This is a genomic window from Caballeronia sp. GAWG1-5s-s (assembly GCF_023631445.1).
GTDB lineage: Bacteria > Pseudomonadota > Gammaproteobacteria > Burkholderiales > Burkholderiaceae > Caballeronia.
Genome location: NZ_JALQDC010000015.1, coordinates 1 through 18,110 on the forward strand (window position 1 = coordinate 1; position 18,110 = coordinate 18,110).

14 protein-coding genes and 1 tRNA gene are annotated in these 18,110 nt (G+C 60.9%); all 15 read right to left on the reverse strand.

The window, feature by feature from the left end; all coding sequences use genetic code 11:
* Nucleotides 1-83 (reverse strand): GTP-binding protein (locus tag NCR34_RS12880; protein WP_042615313.1); only part of this gene is annotated, 83 nt, incomplete at its 3' end.
* A 67-nt stretch (nt 84-150) separates the two neighbouring features.
* Nucleotides 151-2,253: an elongation factor G gene (fusA, locus tag NCR34_RS12885; protein ID WP_206467146.1), complete on the reverse strand. Its 2,103-nt coding sequence runs from the start codon at nt 2,251-2,253 to the stop codon at nt 151-153.
* A 125-nt stretch (nt 2,254-2,378) separates the two neighbouring features.
* Nucleotides 2,379-2,849, reverse strand: a complete 471-nt coding sequence (gene rpsG / locus NCR34_RS12890; RefSeq protein ID WP_006053291.1) for a 30S ribosomal protein S7 — start codon at nt 2,847-2,849, stop codon at nt 2,379-2,381.
* Between the two features lie 187 nt (nt 2,850-3,036).
* Entirely contained in the window at nt 3,037-3,417 is a 381-nt protein-coding gene (rpsL, locus tag NCR34_RS12895; protein WP_006998493.1) for a 30S ribosomal protein S12, read from the reverse strand.
* Nucleotides 3,418-3,634: 217 nt separating this feature from the next.
* Nucleotides 3,635-5,482, reverse strand: a complete 1,848-nt coding sequence (gene recQ, locus NCR34_RS12900) for a DNA helicase RecQ (RefSeq protein WP_248320640.1) — start codon at nt 5,480-5,482, stop codon at nt 3,635-3,637.
* 178 nt (nt 5,483-5,660) lie between these two features.
* Nucleotides 5,661-9,902: a DNA-directed RNA polymerase subunit beta' gene (gene rpoC / locus NCR34_RS12905; RefSeq protein ID WP_248320641.1), complete on the reverse strand. Its 4,242-nt coding sequence runs from the start codon at nt 9,900-9,902 to the stop codon at nt 5,661-5,663.
* A 21-nt stretch (nt 9,903-9,923) separates the two neighbouring features.
* Nucleotides 9,924-14,030 (reverse strand): DNA-directed RNA polymerase subunit beta, encoded by a 4,107-nt coding sequence (rpoB, locus tag NCR34_RS12910; RefSeq protein WP_248320642.1) that lies wholly within the window; start codon nt 14,028-14,030, stop codon nt 9,924-9,926.
* Nucleotides 14,031-14,398: 368 nt separating this feature from the next.
* Nucleotides 14,399-14,773, reverse strand: coding sequence for a 50S ribosomal protein L7/L12 (gene rplL / locus NCR34_RS12915; protein ID WP_175946426.1), 375 nt, complete (start codon nt 14,771-14,773; stop codon nt 14,399-14,401).
* A gap of 77 nt (nt 14,774-14,850) precedes the next feature.
* Complete coding sequence (gene rplJ / locus NCR34_RS12920) at nt 14,851-15,345, reverse strand: 50S ribosomal protein L10 (protein WP_159837187.1); 495 nt, start codon at nt 15,343-15,345, stop codon at nt 14,851-14,853.
* A 299-nt stretch (nt 15,346-15,644) separates the two neighbouring features.
* The gene (gene rplA, locus NCR34_RS12925; RefSeq protein WP_175946425.1) at nt 15,645-16,343 is read right to left on the reverse strand and encodes a 50S ribosomal protein L1; all 699 of its coding nucleotides are present in this window, start codon (nt 16,341-16,343) and stop codon (nt 15,645-15,647) included.
* A complete protein-coding gene (gene rplK, locus NCR34_RS12930) occupies nt 16,344-16,775 on the reverse strand; it encodes a 50S ribosomal protein L11 (RefSeq protein WP_008343796.1) in 432 nt (143 codons plus the stop codon).
* Between the two features lie 142 nt (nt 16,776-16,917).
* On the reverse strand, nt 16,918-17,475 hold the full coding sequence (nusG, locus tag NCR34_RS12935; RefSeq protein ID WP_159837189.1) for a transcription termination/antitermination protein NusG: 558 nt from the start codon (nt 17,473-17,475) through the stop codon (nt 16,918-16,920).
* Nucleotide 17,476: 1 nt separating this feature from the next.
* Complete coding sequence (secE, locus tag NCR34_RS12940) at nt 17,477-17,857, reverse strand: preprotein translocase subunit SecE (RefSeq protein WP_175946423.1); 381 nt, start codon at nt 17,855-17,857, stop codon at nt 17,477-17,479.
* 34 nt (nt 17,858-17,891) lie between these two features.
* A tRNA-Trp gene (locus tag NCR34_RS12945) sits at nt 17,892-17,967 on the reverse strand.
* Nucleotides 17,968-18,033: 66 nt separating this feature from the next.
* The coding region (locus NCR34_RS12950) for an EF-Tu C-terminal domain-related protein (RefSeq protein WP_201785588.1) at nt 18,034-18,110 on the reverse strand (77 nt) is incomplete at its 5' end.

Consider the following 18,110-nt stretch of genomic DNA (forward strand, 5'->3'; position numbering starts at 1 on the left):
AGCGTGGTCTTGCCGTGGTCAACGTGACCGATCGTGCCCACGTTCACGTGCGGCTTGGTCCGCTCGAATTTACCTTTTGCCATGATTACCTTCTTTCAAAGTTTGGTTATCGGTTAAAGCTTGTGGCTTGCGCCGAATGACTTGCGGGTATTACTTACCCTTGGCGTTGATGATCGCGTCGGCGACGTTACGCGGAGCTTCAGCGTAGTGCTTGAATTCCATCGTGTACGTTGCACGGCCTTGCGTCAGCGAGCGCAGGGACGTCGAGTAGCCAAACATTTCCGACAGCGGCACTTCGGCGCGAACGATCTTGCCGCCGCCAACCATGTCTTCCATGCCCTGGACGATACCGCGACGGCCGGACAAATCGCCCATCACGTTGCCCATGTAGTCTTCCGGCGTTTCGACTTCCACAGCCATCATCGGTTCGAGGATGACCGGGCTTGCCTTGCGCATTGCTTCCTTGAAGGCCATCGAGCCGGCCATGCGGAACGCGTTTTCGTTCGAGTCGACGTCGTGGTACGAACCGAACGTCAGGTGCACCTTCACGTCCACAACCGGGAAGCCAGCCAGCACGCCCGACTTCAGCGTTTCCTGGATACCCTTGTCCACGGCCGGGATGTATTCGCGCGGAATCACGCCGCCCTTGATCTCGTCCAGGAACTCGTAGCCCTTGCCCTGCTCGTTCGGCTCCAGCGTGATGACCGCGTGACCGTACTGGCCGCGACCACCCGACTGCTTGACGAACTTGCCGTCGACGTCAGCCGCCGTCGTGCGAATGGTTTCGCGGTAAGCAACCTGCGGCTTGCCGACGGTCGCTTCCACGCCGAATTCGCGCTTCATGCGGTCGACCAGAATTTCGAGGTGGAGCTCGCCCATGCCCGAAATGATGGTCTGGCCCGATTCTTCGTCCGTTTGCACGCGGAACGACGGGTCTTCCTGCGCCAGACGGTTCAGCGCCAGGCCCATCTTTTCCTGGTCAGCCTTGGTCTTCGGCTCGACAGCCTGCGAAATCACCGGCTCCGGGAAAATCATGCGTTCGAGCACGATCGGGTTCTGCGGATCGCACAGCGTGTCGCCCGTGGTCGCTTCTTTCAGGCCGACGGCCGCGGCGATGTCGCCCGCGCGCACTTCCTTGATTTCTTCGCGCTGGTTCGCGTGCATCTGCAGAATACGACCCAGACGTTCCTTCTTGTCCTTGGTCGCGTTCAGCACGGTGTCACCCGAATTCACGACGCCCGAGTACACGCGGAAGAAGATCAGCTGACCGACGAACGGGTCCGTCATGATCTTGAACGCGAGTGCCGAGAACTTCTCGTCGTCGGCAGCACGCCGCTCGGCCTTCTCGCCGCTTTCGAGTTCGCCCGTAACCGGCGGAATGTCGACCGGCGACGGCAGGAAGTCGATCACGGCGTCGAGCATGCGCTGCACGCCCTTGTTCTTGAACGCGGTGCCGCACAGCATCGGCTGGATTTCGCACGCGATGGTCCGGTCGCGGATCGCCTTCACGACTTCCGCTTCCGACAGTTCTTCGCCGCCGAGGTACTTTTCCATCAGCTCTTCGCTGGCTTCAGCAGCCGACTCGATCATCTTCTCGCGCCACTCGTTGCACGTGTCGACGAGTTCAGCCGGAATGTCGACGTAGTCGAATTTCGTGCCTTGCGACGCTTCGTCCCAAATGATCGCCTTCATCTTCAGCAGATCGACGACGCCCTTGAAGTTTTCTTCGGAGCCGATCGGCACGACGACGGGCACCGGATTCGCCTTTAGACGCGTCTTCAGCTGGTCGTAGACCTTGAAGAAGTTCGCGCCGGTGCGGTCCATCTTGTTGACGAACGCGAGACGGGGAACCTTGTACTTGTTCGCCTGACGCCACACCGTTTCCGACTGCGGCTGCACGCCGCCCACTGCGCAGTAAACCATGCACGCGCCGTCGAGCACGCGCATCGAGCGTTCCACTTCGATCGTGAAGTCGACGTGTCCCGGCGTGTCGATGATGTTGATGCGGTGCTCGGGATAGTTGCCGCCCATGCCCTTCCAGAAGGCCGTGGTAGCAGCCGACGTGATGGTGATGCCGCGCTCCTGCTCCTGCTCCATCCAGTCCATCGTTGCTGCGCCGTCGTGAACTTCACCGATCTTGTGGTTCACGCCCGTGTAAAACAAGATGCGCTCGGTCGTCGTCGTTTTGCCGGCGTCGATGTGAGCGCTAATACCGATGTTGCGGTAGCGCTCGATAGGTGTCTTGCGAGCCACTTTGGATCCTTTATTCGGTCGACGCGCCGACTCAGTCAATGAGCCGGCAGCGCCCTAACACAAACGGGCGAGGCGCCGAACTAGCGCACCCGCCCTGATTTTTCCGTTGCCCTATGAGCGGGAGCTTAGAAACGGAAATGCGAGAATGCCTTGTTAGCCTCTGCCATGCGGTGAACTTCGTCGCGCTTCTTCATCGCGCCGCCGCGGCCTTCGGCCGCTTCGGAGAGCTCACCTGCCAGGCGCAGGGCCATCGACTTTTCGCTGCGCTTCTTCGCGGCTTCGCGCAACCAACGCATCGCCAATGCCATACGACGCGAGGGACGCACTTCGACCGGAACTTGATAGTTCGCACCACCAACGCGACGGCTCTTCACTTCGACCACCGGCTTCACGTTGTTGAGCGCGACCGTGAACACTTCCAGCGGGTCCTTGCCACCCTTGGTCTGGATCTGTTCAAAAGCGCCGTACACGATGCGTTCGGCAACCGACTTCTTGCCGGACAACATCAGCACGTTCATGAACTTGGCTACATCTACGTTGCCGAACTTCGGATCCGGCAATACTTCCCGCTTGGGGACTTCGCGACGACGCGGCATGATTCTTCCTTTACCTTTTCAGTTGGAGCGTTTCTTTCGCTCCGCGGCCACCAACTAACCCGATCCATCTCTCGACTAAACCAGCTTGGCCGGGTGACCACTTACTCGACAGCGCCGGCACATCCGGCACCACCGCATTAACCGCCTTGCGGCGACCTGAAACTACTTCGACTACTCGAACCGGCGATTACTTGCCAGCCTTGGCACGCTTCGCACCGTACTTCGAGCGAGCCTGCTTACGATCCTTGACGCCCTGGGTATCCAGCGAGCCGCGGACCATGTGGTAACGCACACCCGGCAAGTCCTTCACACGACCGCCGCGAATCAGCACGACCGAGTGTTCCTGCAGGTTGTGGCCTTCACCACCGATGTACGAAATGACTTCGAAGCCGTTCGTGAGACGAACCTTTGCAACTTTACGAAGTGCCGAGTTCGGCTTCTTCGGCGTCGTCGTGTACACGCGGGTGCACACGCCGCGACGCTGCGGGCAGTCCTGCAGGGCCGGCGACTTGCTCTTCGTCGTTTCCGACGCGCGGCCTTTGCGAACCAGTTGATTGATGGTTGGCATCGTTTAATCCTAAAAATGAACAAAATCGGCGCGATTCCGAACGGGCAAAGCGAAGAAACCGCGCGTCTGACTTCTCGTAAATGGCTCTTGCTTGCGCGGACCCAGCGTTAAGCAGGATCCCGAAACTCGCCAAGAACGAGAACCTAGCATGATATTCTGAAAATACCAATGCGGTCAATACGTTGCGTGAAATCCTGGCTCACTCGCCGACGCGACGTCAGTCCGCGCCGACCACGTCGAGCAGTTCGTCGCCGAAACGCTCGAGTTTGCGCACGCCGATGCCCGGAATGTGCCGCAAGTCGTCGATCGTATCGGGATCGCTCCGCGCGATTTCGGCAAGCGTCGCGTCGTGGAAGATGACGTACGCCGGCACGCCGTCGGTTTTCGCGGTCTCGGCCCGCCACGTCCGCAAGCGATCCCATCGCGCTTTCTCGCGCGGCGACATGCCTGCGGTCGGGTCGGCGCGCTCGCCGGTTCGGCCTGACGACTGCCGGTTGCGCACCGGCTTCACGTACTTGCGCAGCGTGACGCGCTCTTCGCCCTTCAGCACGGGCTTGCTGGCGTCGGTCAGCACGAGCGCGCCGAACCCGTCATGATCGACGGCAAGAAAGCCGAACGCGACCAGTTGCCGGAAAACCGCGCGCCACTCCGGCTCCGACAGGCTCGCGCCGACGCCGAAGGTGGACAGCTTGTCGTGTCCGCGCTGCAAGACCTTTTCGCTACGCGTGCCGCGCAGAATGTCGATCAGATGCCCCGCGCCGAAATGGAAACCACTGGCCTTCTGCGCGCGATACACGCACGACAGCGCCATCTGCGCCTCGCGCGTCGCGTCCCACGACGCCGGCGGTTCCAGACACGTATCGCAGTTGCCGCACGGCGTGCTCGTCTCGCCGAAGTAGGCGAGCAGGCGCACGCGGCGGCACGTCGCGGCTTCACAAAGGCCGAGGAGCGCGTCGAGCTTGCCTGTCTGCACGCGCTTGTGCGCGTCGTCAGCGACGGATTCGTCGATCATCTTGCGCTGCTGCACGACATCGCCCAGGCCGTACGCCATCCACGCGTTCGCGGGCAGGCCGTCGCGGCCCGCGCGCCCGGTTTCCTGGTAATAGCCTTCGACGCTCTTCGGCAAATCCAGGTGCGCCACGAACCGCACGTCCGGCTTGTCGATGCCCATGCCGAACGCGATCGTCGCGCACATCACGATGCCTTCCTCGCGCTGGAACATCTCCTGATGCTTCTGGCGCGTCTCGAACTCCATGCCGGCGTGGTACGGCAACGCGCGAACGCCCTGCCCCTTGAGCCAGTCGGCGGTTTCCTCCACCTTCCGGCGCGAGAGGCAATAGACCACGCCCGCGTCCGTCGTGCCGTCCTTGTTCGTGTGCTCGGCGCGAATGAAGTCGAGCAGTTGCGAGCGCGCGTTGTCCTTCTCGACGATCCGATAGCGGATATTCGGCCGGTCGAAGCTCGACACGAAGATGCGCGCGTCGTCGAGCGCAAGGCGGTGCACGATTTCATCGCGCGTGATCGCGTCCGCCGTTGCGGTGAGCGCGATGCGCGGCACGTTCGGGAAACGCTCGTGCAGCACCGACAGCTGAATGTATTCAGGCCGGAAGTCGTGGCCCCATTGCGAGACGCAGTGCGCCTCGTCGATCGCAAAAAGTCCAACAGGCGAGCTTTCGAGCAGGTCGAGAAACCGCGGCGTCATGAGACGCTCTGGCGCGACGTACAGCAGATCGATGCTGCCGTTGCGCAGCGCCCGTTCGGTCGCGGCGGCTTCCGCGCCCGAAAGCGTGGAATTGAGATACGCCGCGCGCACGCCCAGTTCGGTGAGCGCGGCAACCTGATCCTGCATTAGCGCAATCAGCGGCGAAACGACGATGCCCGCGCCGAAGCCAGCCTCTTTGCGTACCAGCGACGGAATCTGATAGCACAGCGACTTTCCGCCGCCCGTCGGCATCAACACGAGCGAATCGCCGCCGTTCGCGACATGTTCGACGATTTCCGCCTGCTGTCCGCGAAAGGCCGGATAGCCGAATACTTCGTTGAGGATTTCGAGCGGACGGGACATAGGAAAGAAGCGCGGACTGCGGCGTGGAGGATAACGAATTCTATCAACGCGAGCGCGCGCGCCCACGCGTGAATCGCAACGTTAGCCGTTCGGCCGACGCGCGAGAACGAAAAGAAGCGGCGAAAAAAAACCGCCCGGCGAAAACCGGGCGGTTCTAGGTGCTACGAGCGAAAGACGCTTACTCGTTGGTATGCGGCTGCTGCTCCGTTGCCGGGGCTTCCGGCGTACCGAAATCGAATGCCTCTTCGGCAGCGATCTGGTCGAAGCGTTCGCGATCCGACATTTCCTTGCTCTTGCGCGCCTTGTGGAACGCGAGACCCGTACCGGCCGGAATCAGACGGCCGACGATCACGTTTTCCTTCAGACCGCGCAGATCGTCGCGCTTGCCCATGATCGCCGCTTCGGTCAGCACGCGAGTCGTTTCCTGGAACGACGCCGCCGAGATGAACGAATCGGTCGAGAGCGAAGCCTTCGTGATACCGAGCAGCACGTTCTCGTACGTCGCCGGACGCTTGTCTTCCGCGATCATGCGGTCGTTCTCGTCGAGCATGTCCGACCGCTCGACTTGTTCGCCCGGAATGAAGCGCGTATCGCCGTTGTCGACGATCTGCACGCGGCGCAGCATCTGACGCACGATCACTTCAATGTGCTTGTCGTTGATCTTCACGCCTTGCAGACGGTACACGTCCTGCACTTCGTCCACGATGTAGCGCGACAACGCCTCGATACCCTGCAGACGCAGGATGTCGTGCGGATCCGCAGGACCGTCGACGATCATTTCGCCCTTGTTGACGACCTGACCATCGTGCACCAGCACCTGCTTTTCCTTCGCGATCAGGAACTCGTGCTGATTGCCCTCGAGGTCCGTGATGACGAGACGCTGCTTGCCCTTCGTGTCCTTACCGAACGACGTCGTACCCGTGACTTCCGCCAGAATGCCGGCGTCCTTCGGCGAGCGCGCTTCGAACAGTTCGGCCACGCGCGGCAGACCACCGGTAATGTCACGCGTCTTCTGCGCTTCAACCGGGATACGCGCCAGCACTTCACCGACCTGCACTTGCTGACCATCCTTCACGGTGATCAGTGCGCCGACCTGGAAGCCGATCTGCACCGAATGCTCGGTGTTCGGGATCTTCACTTCCTCGCCGTTCGCGTCGAGCAGCTTGACCTGCGGACGCACGCTCTTGCCAGCCTGCGAGCCGCGGCGCTTCGCGTCGATCACGACGAGCGTCGAAAGACCGGTCACGTCGTCGATCTGCTTGGCGACCGTCACGCCTTCCTCGACGTTTTCGAACTTCACCGTACCGCCCCACTCGGTGATGATCGGACGCGTCAGCGGATCCCATTGCGCGAGTTGCGAGCCGGCCTTGATCGTTGCGCCGTCGAGTTGCAGCAGCGTCGCGCCGTATGGAATCTTGTGACGCTCACGCTCGCGACCGAGGTCGTCCGCGATGATCGCTTCGCCCGAACGCGAAATGACGACCTGCTCGCCCTTCGCGTTGGTCACGTAGCGCATCGTGGCCGTGAAACGCACCGTACCGTTGCTCTTCGCTTCCACCGTCGATGCAACCGCCGCACGCGATGCCGCACCACCGATGTGGAACGTACGCATGGTCAGCTGCGTGCCCGGCTCGCCGATCGACTGCGCCGCGATCACGCCGACCGCTTCGCCCACGTTCACGCGCGAGCCGCGGCCGAGGTCGCGGCCGTAGCACGCGGCGCACAGGCCGTAGCGCGTTTCGCAGGTGAGCGGCGTGCGCACGCGCACTTCGTCGATGCCGAGACGCTCGATCTCTTCCACCGCGTCTTCGTCCAGCAGATCGCCGGAAGCGAACAGCGTTTCCTGCGTTTCCGGATTGACGACGTCCGCCACCGCGACGCGACCGAGAATACGGTCACGCAGCGCTTCGACGACTTCACCGCCTTCGACCAACGCCTTCATCGCCACGCCGTTCGACGTACCGCAATCGTCTTCGACCACGACCAGATCCTGCGTCACGTCCACGAGACGACGCGTCAGGTAACCCGAGTTCGCCGTCTTCAGTGCCGTATCCGCCAGACCCTTACGCGCGCCGTGCGTCGAGATGAAGTACTGCAGCACGTTCAGGCCTTCGCGGAAGTTCGCGGTAATCGGCGTCTCGATAATCGAGCCGTCCGGCTTCGCCATCAGGCCGCGCATACCGGCCAGCTGACGAATCTGCACCGCGGAACCACGCGCGCCCGAGTCGGCCATCATGTAGATGGAGTTGAACGACTCCTGCTTCGTCTCGTTGCCGTCACGGTCGATGACCGGTTCGGTTGCGAGCTGCTCCATCATCGCCTTGCCGACGCTTTCCGACGTTGCCGACCAGATGTCGACCACGTTGTTGTAGCGCTCCTGCGCGGTGACGAGACCCGACATGTACTGACGGTCGTATTCCTTCACCTTCTTCGCGGCGTCGCCGACGATCGTCTCTTTCTGCGGCGGCACGAGCATGTCGTCCACGCAAATCGAGATACCGGCGCGCGTCGCGAGGCGGAAGCCCATCTGCATCAGCTGGTCGGCGAAGATCACCGTTTCGCGCAGACCGCACTTGCGGAACGCCGTGTTGATCAGGCGCGAAATTTCCTTCTTCTTCAGCGGCTTGTTCAGCACCGAGAACGGCAGGCCCGGCGGCAGAATCTCCGACAGGATCGAACGGCCGACGGTCGTCGCGTACAGCGTGACCTTCGGCACGAACTTCGGCGCACCTTCGCTCGTGTCTTCGTTCGCCACCATTTCGGTGATACGCACGTTGACGCGCGAAGCCAGCTCGACTTCCTTGTTCTCGTACGCGCGGATCACTTCCGACACGCCCGTGAACGTGAGTCCCTCGCCCTTGCCGTTGATCGCTTCACGCGATGCGTAGTACAGGCCGAGCACGATATCCTGCGACGGCACGATCGACGGATCGCCGTTGGCCGGGAACAGGACGTTGTTCGACGCCAGCATCAGCGTGCGCGCTTCCATCTGCGCTTCGAGCGACAGCGGCACGTGAACGGCCATCTGGTCACCGTCGAAGTCGGCGTTGAACGCCGCGCAAACCAGCGGGTGCAGCTGGATTGCCTTACCTTCGATCAGCACCGGCTCGAAAGCCTGAATGCCGAGACGGTGCAGCGTCGGCGCGCGGTTCAGCATGACCGGATGCTCGCGGATCACCTCTTCGAGGATGTCCCACACCACCGGCGTCTGGTTCTCGACTTCCTTCTTCGCAGCCTTGATGGTGGTAGCGACACCCATCACTTCCAGCTTGTTGAAGATGAACGGCTTGAACAGTTCGAGCGCCATCAGCTTCGGCAGGCCGCACTGATGCAGCTTGAGCGTCGGGCCGACCACGATCACCGAACGGCCCGAGTAGTCCACGCGCTTACCGAGCAGGTTCTGACGGAAACGACCGCCCTTGCCCTTGATCATGTCAGCGAGCGACTTCAGCGGACGCTTGTTCGCGCCGGTCATCGCCTTACCGCGACGGCCGTTGTCGAGCAGCGAATCGACGGCTTCCTGCAGCATCCGCTTTTCGTTGCGGACGATGATTTCAGGCGCCTTCAGTTCGAGCAGACGCTTCAACCGGTTGTTACGGTTGATGACGCGGCGATACAGGTCGTTCAGGTCCGACGTCGCGAAACGGCCGCCGTCGAGCGGCACGAGCGGACGCAGTTCCGGCGGCAGCACCGGCAGCACTTCGAGCACCATCCAGTCAGGCTTGATGCCCGAACGCTGGAAAGCCTCGAGCACCTTCAGGCGCTTCGCGTACTTCTTGATCTTCGCTTCGGAACCCGTGTTCTTGAGCTCGGTGCGCAGCAGTTCGACCTGCTCGTCGATGTTGATCGAACGCAGCAGTTCGCGCACGCCTTCCGCGCCCATTTCGGCACGGAATTCGTCACCGTACTCTTCGACCTTGTTGTAGTAATCCTCTTCCGTCATGATCTGCCGCGCTTTCAGCGGCGTCATGCCCGGATCGATCACCACGTACGCTTCGAAGTACAGCACGCGCTCGATGTCGCGCAGCGTCATGTCGAGCACCATGCCCAGACGCGACGGCAGCGACTTCAAAAACCAGATGTGCGCGACCGGCGAAGCGAGTTCGATGTGGCCCATGCGCTCGCGGCGCACCTTGGCCAGCGTCACTTCGACGCCGCACTTCTCGCAGATCACGCCACGGTGCTTGAGGCGCTTGTACTTGCCGCACAGGCACTCGTAGTCCTTGATCGGCCCGAAAATCTTCGCGCAAAACAGACCATCCCGCTCCGGCTTGAACGTGCGGTAGTTGATGGTCTCCGGCTTCTTCACTTCGCCGAACGACCACGAACGGATCTTGTCGGGCGACGCGAGGCCGATCTTGATCGCATCAAAAACTTCTTCTTGTTGGACTTGCTTGAATAGATCGAGCAGAGCTTTCATTGCTTTCTCTCCGTAGTCCGATTAGTTGCGGTCGAGATCGATGTCGATACCGAGCGAGCGGATTTCCTTCACCAACACGTTGAAGGATTCCGGCATGCCGGCGTCGATCACGTGATCGCCCTTGACGAGGTTCTCATACACCTTCGTCCGGCCCGTCACGTCGTCCGACTTGACCGTCAGCATTTCCTGCAGCACATACGATGCGCCATACGCCTCGAGCGCCCACACTTCCATTTCACCGAAACGCTGGCCACCGAACTGCGCCTTACCACCCAGCGGCTGCTGCGTGACGAGCGAGTACGGACCGGTCGAACGCGCGTGCATCTTGTCGTCGACCAGGTGGTGCAGCTTCAGGTAATGCATGTAGCCGACCGTCACCTTGCGCTCGAACGGCTCGCCGGTGCGGCCGTCGTGCAGCGTGACCTGGTTCTTCGACGCGTTCATGCCGAGGTTCTGCGCCACGTCGTCCGGGAACGCGAGGTCCAGCGCGCGCGACATTTCGTCTTCCGTCGCGCCGTCGAACACCGGCGTCGCGAACGGCACGCCTTCGCGCAGGTTCTTCGCCAGTTCCACGATTTCGTCGTCCGAGAAGCCTTCCAGCTCTTCCTTGCGGCCCGACTCGTTGTAGATCTGCGTGAGGAACTGACGCAGTTCTTCGATCTTCGCCTGACGCTGCATCATTTCGCCGATGCGCCAGCCGAGACCCTTCGCGGCCCAGCCCAGATGCACTTCGAGAATCTGACCCACGTTCATCCGCGACGGCACGCCGAGCGGATTCAGCACGACGTCGGCCGGACGGCCATCGGCCATGTACGGCATGTCTTCGATCGGCACGATCTTCGACACGACGCCCTTGTTACCGTGACGGCCCGCCATCTTGTCGCCAGGCTGCAGGCGACGCTTCACGGCGAGATACACCTTGACCATCTTCAGCACGCCCGGCGGCAGTTCGTCGCCTTGCGTGAGCTTCTTACGCTTCTCTTCGAACGCGAGGTCGAATTGGTGACGCTTCTGCTCGATCGAGTCCTTGATGGCTTCGAGCTGCGCCGCTGCTTCTTCGTCCGCGAGGCGGATGTCGAACCAGTGGTAGTGGTCGAGGTCTTCGAGGTACGCGAGGTCGATCTTCGTGCCCTTCGCGAGCTTCTTCGGACCGCCGTTCGCGACCTTGCCGTTCAGCATGCGCGCGAGACGCGAGAACGCGTCGCCTTCCACGATACGAAGCTGGTCGTTCAGGTCCAGGCGGTAACGCTTCAGTTCATCGTCGATGATCTGTTGCGCGCGCTTGTCGCGCGTGATGCCTTCGCGCGTGAACACCTGCACGTCGATGACCGTGCCGCTCATGCCCGACGGCACGCGCAGCGACGTGTCCTTCACGTCCGATGCCTTCTCGCCGAAGATCGCGCGCAGCAGCTTTTCTTCCGGCGTCAGCTGGGTTTCGCCCTTCGGCGTGACCTTGCCGACCAGCACGTCGCCCGCTTCGACTTCCGCGCCGATGTACACGATGCCCGACTCGTCGAGACGGCCAAGCTGCACTTCCGCGAGGTTCGAAATGTCGCGCGTGATTTCTTCCGGTCCGAGCTTCGTGTCGCGAGCCACGACGTTCAGTTCTTCGATGTGGATCGACGTGTAACGATCGTCCGCGACGACCTTTTCCGAGATCAGGATCGAGTCTTCGAAGTTGTAGCCGTTCCACGGCATGAACGCGACCAGCATGTTCTGGCCGAGCGCGAGCTCGCCCAGATCCGTCGAGGCGCCGTCGGCCAGCACGTCACCGCGCGAGACCTTGTCGCCCATCTTCACGATCGGACGCTGGTTGATGTTCGTGTTCTGGTTCGAACGCGTGTACTTGATCAGGTTGTAGATGTCCACGCCGACATCGCCGGCGACGGCTTCATCGTCGTTCACGCGAATCACGATACGGCCCGCGTCCACGTAATCCACGACACCGCCACGCATGGCCTGAACCGTCGTGCCCGAGTCGACCGCCACGGTACGCTCGATGCCCGTACCGACGACCGGCTTTTCCGGACGCAGACACGGCACGGCCTGACGCTGCATGTTCGAGCCCATCAACGCGCGGTTCGCGTCGTCGTGCTCGAGGAACGGAATCAGCGATGCCGCGACCGACACGATCTGCGACGGCGCCACGTCCATGTACTGAATGCGGTCCGGCGTGACCATCAGCGTTTCGCCGGCTTCTCGCGACGACACGAGTTCGTCGGTCAGCGTGCCGTCTACGGCCACTGCGGCGTTCGCCTGCGCGATCACGTAACGGCCTTCTTCGATCGCCGACAGGTAGTCGATCTGGTCCGTCACCTTGCCGTCCACGACCTTGCGATACGGCGTTTCGAGGAAGCCGTATTCGTTCAGGTGCGCGTACAGCGCGAGCGAGTTGATCAGGCCGATGTTCGGACCTTCCGGCGTTTCGATCGGGCACACGCGGCCGTAGTGCGTCGGATGCACGTCGCGGACTTCGAAGCCTGCGCGTTCACGCGTCAGACCGCCCGGGCCGAGTGCGGAAACGCGACGCTTGTGCGTGATCTCCGACAGCGGGTTGGTCTGGTCCATGAACTGCGACAGCTGCGACGAACCGAAGAACTCGCGAATCGCCGACGAAATCGGCTTCGAGTTGATCAAGTCGTGCGGCATCAGGTTTTCGCTTTCGGCCTGGCCGAGGCGTTCCTTCACAGCACGCTCGACACGCACGAGACCCGCGCGGAACTGGTTCTCCGCGAGTTCGCCGACGCAACGCACGCGACGATTGCCCAAGTGGTCGATGTCGTCCACTTCGCCCTTGCCGTTACGCAGCTCGACGAGAATCTTGATGGTCGCGAGGATGTCGTCGTCCTGCAGCGTCATCGGCCCGATGATTTCATCGCGGCCCACGCGGCGGTTGAACTTCATGCGGCCGACCTTCGACAGGTCGTACGCGTCTTCGCTGTAGAACAGACGATTAAACAGCGCCTCGACCGCTTCTTCGGTCGGCGGTTCGCCCGGACGCATCATGCGGTAGATCGCGATACGCGCGGCCATCTTGTCCGCGGTTTCGTCGATACGCAGCGTCGACGAGATGTACGGACCCTGGTCGAGATCGTTCGTGTACAGCGTCTGGATTTCCTTGACCTTCGCTTCGCGCAGCTTCTCGAGGACCGTTTCGGTGATTTCCTCGTTGGCGTTCGCAATGACTTCGCCCGTGTCGGGATCGATCACGTTCTTCGCGAGCACGCGGCCGAGCAGATACTCCTCGGGCACCGAGATGAACTTCGTCTTGGCGTTTTCGAGGTCGCGAATGTGTTTCGCGTTGATCCGCTTGTCCTTCGTGACGATGACGTTGCCTTCGCGATCCTGAATGTCGAAGCGCGCAACTTCACCGCGCAGGCGCTCGGGCACGAATTCCATCTGCGCGCCTTCGCTCATCAGCGCGAAGTTGTCGAATACGAAGAAGTTCGCGAGGATCTGTTCCGGCGTCAGGCCGATGGCCTTCAGCAGAATCGTGACCGGCATTTTGCGGCGACGGTCGACGCGGAAGTACAGCACGTCCTTCGGGTCGAACTCGAAGTCGAGCCACGAACCGCGGTAAGGAATGATGCGCGCCGAGAACAGCAGCTTGCCGGAGCTATGCGTCTTGCCCTTGTCGTGCTCGAAGAACACGCCCGGCGAACGGTGGAGCTGCGACACGATCACGCGCTCAGTACCGTTGATGACGAAAGAACCAGTCGGCGTCATGAGCGGAATTTCGCCCATGTACACTTCCTGTTCCTTGACTTCCTTCACGACAGGCTTGCTCGGCGACTCTTTGTCGAGCAGAACGAGACGAACCTTCGCGCGCAGGGCGGAGCAATAGGTCAGGCCGCGCTGCTGGCATTCCTTGATGTTGAATGCGGGCGGCGACAGCATGTAGCTGACGAATTCCAGCCGCGCAAAGCCATTGTGCGAAACGATCGGGAAAACAGAGGTGAACGCAGCTTGCAAGCCTTCTGCCTTGCGCTGCGAAGAAGACGTCTCCGCTTGCAGAAACGTCTGGAATGATTCAAGCTGGGTCGCCAGCAAAAAGGGAACTTGGTGAACGATGGGGCGCTTCGCGAAACTCTTGCGAATACGCTTCTTCTCGGTGAAGGAATATTGCATACGATCTCCGAATCACGGCGGGCGTTACCGAGGCGGGATACCTCGACGACACGGCCCGGTGTTCACCGACTGAGACCCGCGCCGCTGTCCGGGGAGGACGCGCGAGTCTAGAAGCTTGGTGGTTGGCCGCTACCAACCGCTGGCTGACGGCAGCGGATGCCTGTGTTTCCCGCTACCCGACCAAACTTGCCTTCTGCAGTCGCTTCAGAAGACAAAGACAACTGCCGGAATATATTGCCGATCCGACCGTTGTCTTTGGCTTCTGCGGGGCCGTTTATGCTTGCCAACGCGCATAAAAACTCGGACCCCACAAAGCACAAAAAGGCCGGCGGTGAAAAACCGCCAGCCTTCGCACAGCGCAATGAAACTTACTTGATTTCAGCCTTCGCGCCTGCGTCTTCCAGCTTCTTCTTCGCTTCTTCAGCAGCAGCCTTGGGCACCGCTTCCTTGATGGGCTTCGGTGCGCCGTCGACCAGGTCCTTCGCTTCCTTCAGGCCGAGACCCGTCAGTTCACGAACAGCCTTAATGACCGAGACCTTGTTCGCGCCGGCTTCGAGCAGGTTCACCGTGAATTCGGTTTGCTCTTCAGCAGCAGCGGCAGCACCGCCAGCAGCCGGGCCAGCGACCGCAACAGCAGCTGCCGACACGCCAAACTTCTCTTCGAACGCCTTGACCAGCTCGTTCAGTTCCAGAACCGACATCGCGCCAACGGCTTCCAGGATGTCTTCTTTTGCGATTGCCATTTGAAATACTCCTAAATTGAATTCGGATCGAGCTAGCGATCTTTACCTAACTGAGCAACTGTGGCTCAAGCGTGACGTTATGCAGCTTCGCCTTGCTTCTCTGCCAGCGCGGCGAGAGCGCGCGCGAAGCCGGAAACAGGTGCTTGCATGACGAACAACAGCTTGGAGAGCAGCTCTTCGCGGCTCGGGATGTTGGCCAGCGCTTGCACGCCCGCCTTGTCCATCACCTTGCCTTCGTAGGAACCAGCCTTGATGATCAACTTGTCATTGCTCTTGCCGAAGTCGTTGACGACCTTGGCTGCGGCAATGGCATCTTCCGAGATGCCGTAGATCAGAGGACCGGTCATCTGCTCAGCCAGCGGAGCGAACGGGGTACCTTCGACGGCGCGACGCGCCAGCGTGTTCTTCAACACGCGCAGATACACCTGTTGCTCACGCGCTTTCGCGCGCAGCTTGGTCAGATCGCCAACCGTGATCCCACGATACTCAGCGAGCACCATCGTCTGAGCCTTCGCGACTTGCGCGGCGACTTCAGCGACGACTGCCTGCTTATCTTCTTTGTTCAGTGGCACGGTTAAACCTCCAGATTCGATGCACTCAGGTGTCCAACCTTCATGCACCACGTTCGACAACGGCGTCCGACTGTTAGGAGTATTTCAAGCGGTTGGTGACCATCTGAGAACGATCGACAACCGGCTTCAACCACTGCAAAACTGTTTCGGGTTCGCCATCTGCGTTGGCTTGAATTAAGGCGCCGCCCAACTGCTGCACCGCCACCAACGGTCTTTGACAACCGGCTGCTCAACGAAACGACTGTTGCGCAACCGCCCAAAGCCCTTGAGAACGCGGTCTAGCGACCGCGTCTAGATTCTTACTGTTGCGCGAGCGTGGCTTGGTCCACGCGAACGCCAACACCCATCGTGCTCGACAGCGCGATCTTGCGCAGATACACGCCCTTGCTCGTCGCCGGCTTAGCCTTGTTCAGCGCATCGATCAGCGCCGACAAGTTCTGACGCAGCGAAGCGGGTTCGAACGAAGCACGGCCGATCGTGCCGTGAATGATACCGGCTTTGTCGACACGGAATTGCACCTGACCAGCCTTGGCATTCTTGACCGCTTGAGCGACGTCCGGTGTCACGGTGCCGACCTTCGGGTTCGGCATGAGGCCGCGCGGACCGAGGATCTGGCCCAACGTACCGACCACGCGCATCGTGTCCGGCGAAGCGATCACGACGTCGAAGTTCAGATTGCCGGCCTTGACTTGCTCAGCCAGGTCTTCCATGCCGACCACGTCCGCGCCAGCTGCACGTGCTTGCTCGGCCTTGTCGCCTTGCGCGAACACTGCAACGCGAACCGACTTGCCGGTGCCGGCGGGCAGAACGACGGAACCACGAACCACTTGGTCCGACTTCTTCGCGTCGATGCCGAGCTGAACGGCAACGTCGATCGACTCGTCGAACTTGGCGTTTGCGCATTCCTTGATCAGGTTCAGCGCGTCGTCGATCGGATACAGCTTCTGACGATCGACCTTGTTTGCAAATGCCTGAAGGCGCTTCGAAAGCTTAGCCATTTACACGCCCTCCACAGTGATACCCATCGAACGCGCGCTACCGGCGATGGTGCGCACGGCTGCGTCCAGATCAGCTGCCGTAAGGTCCGGCATCTTGGTCTTCGCGATTTCTTCCGCTTGAGCGCGGGTGATGTTGCCGACCTTGTCGGTGTGCGGCTTGCTCGAACCCTTTTGCACTGCCGCTGCCTTCTTGATCAGAACGGTAGCCGGCGGCGTCTTCATGATGAACGTGAAGCTCTTGTCCGCGAATGCCGTAATGACGACCGGCACCGGCAGACCCGGCTCCATGCCCTGAGTCTGCGCGTTGAACGCCTTGCAGAACTCCATGATGTTCAGGCCGCGCTGGCCCAGCGCCGGACCGACCGGCGGCGACGGATTGGCTTTACCTGCAGGAATCTGCAGCTTGATAAAGCCGATGATTTTCTTTGCCATGTTGAAAACCTCTGCTGAACGCGTGAGCGTTCGGTGAGTGATAGCGCGCGTTCGACTTGACGACTACTGACGCTCCTCAACGGCCATTACGCGGGCCGTAAGCGCGAATCGCGCGAGGCCGATGACCTCGCGCGACGTATTCTTAAACCTTTTCGACCTGGCCGAACTCAAGCTCAACCGGCGTCGATCGCCCGAAGATCGTGACTGAAACGCGAACGCGGGACTTCTCGTAGTTGACTTCCTCGACGTTGCCGTTGAAGTCGGTGAACGGGCCTTCCTTCACACGCACCATCTCGCCGACTTCGAAAAGGGTCTTTGGCCGCGGCTTCTCGACACCTTCCTGCATCTGCGACATGATCTTCTCGACCTCGCGCGGCGAAATCGGGCTCGGCCGATTGCGTGCACCGCCGACGAAACCCGTGACCTTCGCCGTGTTCTTCACGAGGTGCCAGGTCTCATCCGTCATTTCCATCTCGACCAGGACGTAGCCCGGGAAGAAACGACGCTCGGTGACCGATTTGTGGCCACCCTTGACTTCCACTACTTCCTCGGTCGGAACAAGAATCTGACCGAATTGGTCCTGCATTCCTGCCCGCTCGATGCGCTCCTGAAGCGCACGTTGCACGCTCTTCTCCATGCCGGAGTAGGCGTGCACTACATACCAACGCTTTCCACTCGGAGATGTCGGAGTATCGCTCATATCATTTCCAACCCAGAATCGCCGAGAAAATTACCCATTCGATTGACTTGTCGCTAAGCCAAAGGAAGATGGCCATGATGAGGACGAATGCGAAGACCACCAGCGTGGTCTGCGTCGCCTCTTTTCGCGTAGGCCAAACGACCTTTCGCACTTCTTTGTACGAGTCCTTCGCGAAGGCGATGAAGCCCTTCCCAGGCGCAGACAGAAGGCCGACAGCGACACCAGCAACCAAACCGACAGCAAGCGCCGCACCGCGGACATACCACTCTTGGCCGCTGAGCAGAAAGAAACCCACGAACCCGGCCAAGACCAACAATACCCCAGCCACCAACATCAACTTATCGCTGGAAGTATTTACAGTTTCGACTGAAGGATTCGCCATAACACCTTAAGCAGCGCCACCTGGCGCGAGAATGTGGCAGGGGCAGAGGGAATCGAACCCCCAACCTTCGGTTTTGGAGACCGACGCTCTGCCAGTTGAGCTATACCCCTAAACCGTTTGGGGCCGACGGTTTCGCCGACCCCGAAAACTACAGACTACCGAGAGATCTCTGGCTCTTACTCGATAATCTTCGCAACGACACCTGCGCCGACGGTACGGCCGCCTTCGCGGATTGCGAAGCGCAGACCTTCTT

What these genes read in the sequence shown, in the direction of transcription:
- rplL (WP_175946426.1), bottom strand. Translation starts at nt 14,773, where the DNA reads ATGGCAATCGCAAAAGAAGACATCCTGGAAGCCGTTGGCGCGATGTCG.
- recQ (WP_248320640.1), bottom strand. Translation starts at nt 5,482, where the DNA reads ATGTCCCGTCCGCTCGAAATCCTCAACGAAGTATTCGGCTATCCGGCC.
- rpoB (WP_248320642.1), bottom strand. Translation starts at nt 14,030, where the DNA reads ATGCAATATTCCTTCACCGAGAAGAAGCGTATTCGCAAGAGTTTCGCG.
- rplK (WP_008343796.1), bottom strand. Translation starts at nt 16,775, where the DNA reads ATGGCAAAGAAAATCATCGGCTTTATCAAGCTGCAGATTCCTGCAGGT.
- rplA (WP_175946425.1), bottom strand. Translation starts at nt 16,343, where the DNA reads ATGGCTAAGCTTTCGAAGCGCCTTCAGGCATTTGCAAACAAGGTCGAT.
- rpoC (WP_248320641.1), bottom strand. Translation starts at nt 9,902, where the DNA reads ATGAAAGCTCTGCTCGATCTATTCAAGCAAGTCCAACAAGAAGAAGTT.
- nusG (WP_159837189.1), bottom strand. Translation starts at nt 17,475, where the DNA reads ATGAGCGATACTCCGACATCTCCGAGTGGAAAGCGTTGGTATGTAGTG.
- rpsG (WP_006053291.1), bottom strand. Translation starts at nt 2,849, where the DNA reads ATGCCGCGTCGTCGCGAAGTCCCCAAGCGGGAAGTATTGCCGGATCCG.
- secE (WP_175946423.1), bottom strand. Translation starts at nt 17,857, where the DNA reads ATGGCGAATCCTTCAGTCGAAACTGTAAATACTTCCAGCGATAAGTTG.
- rpsL (WP_006998493.1), bottom strand. Translation starts at nt 3,417, where the DNA reads ATGCCAACCATCAATCAACTGGTTCGCAAAGGCCGCGCGTCGGAAACG.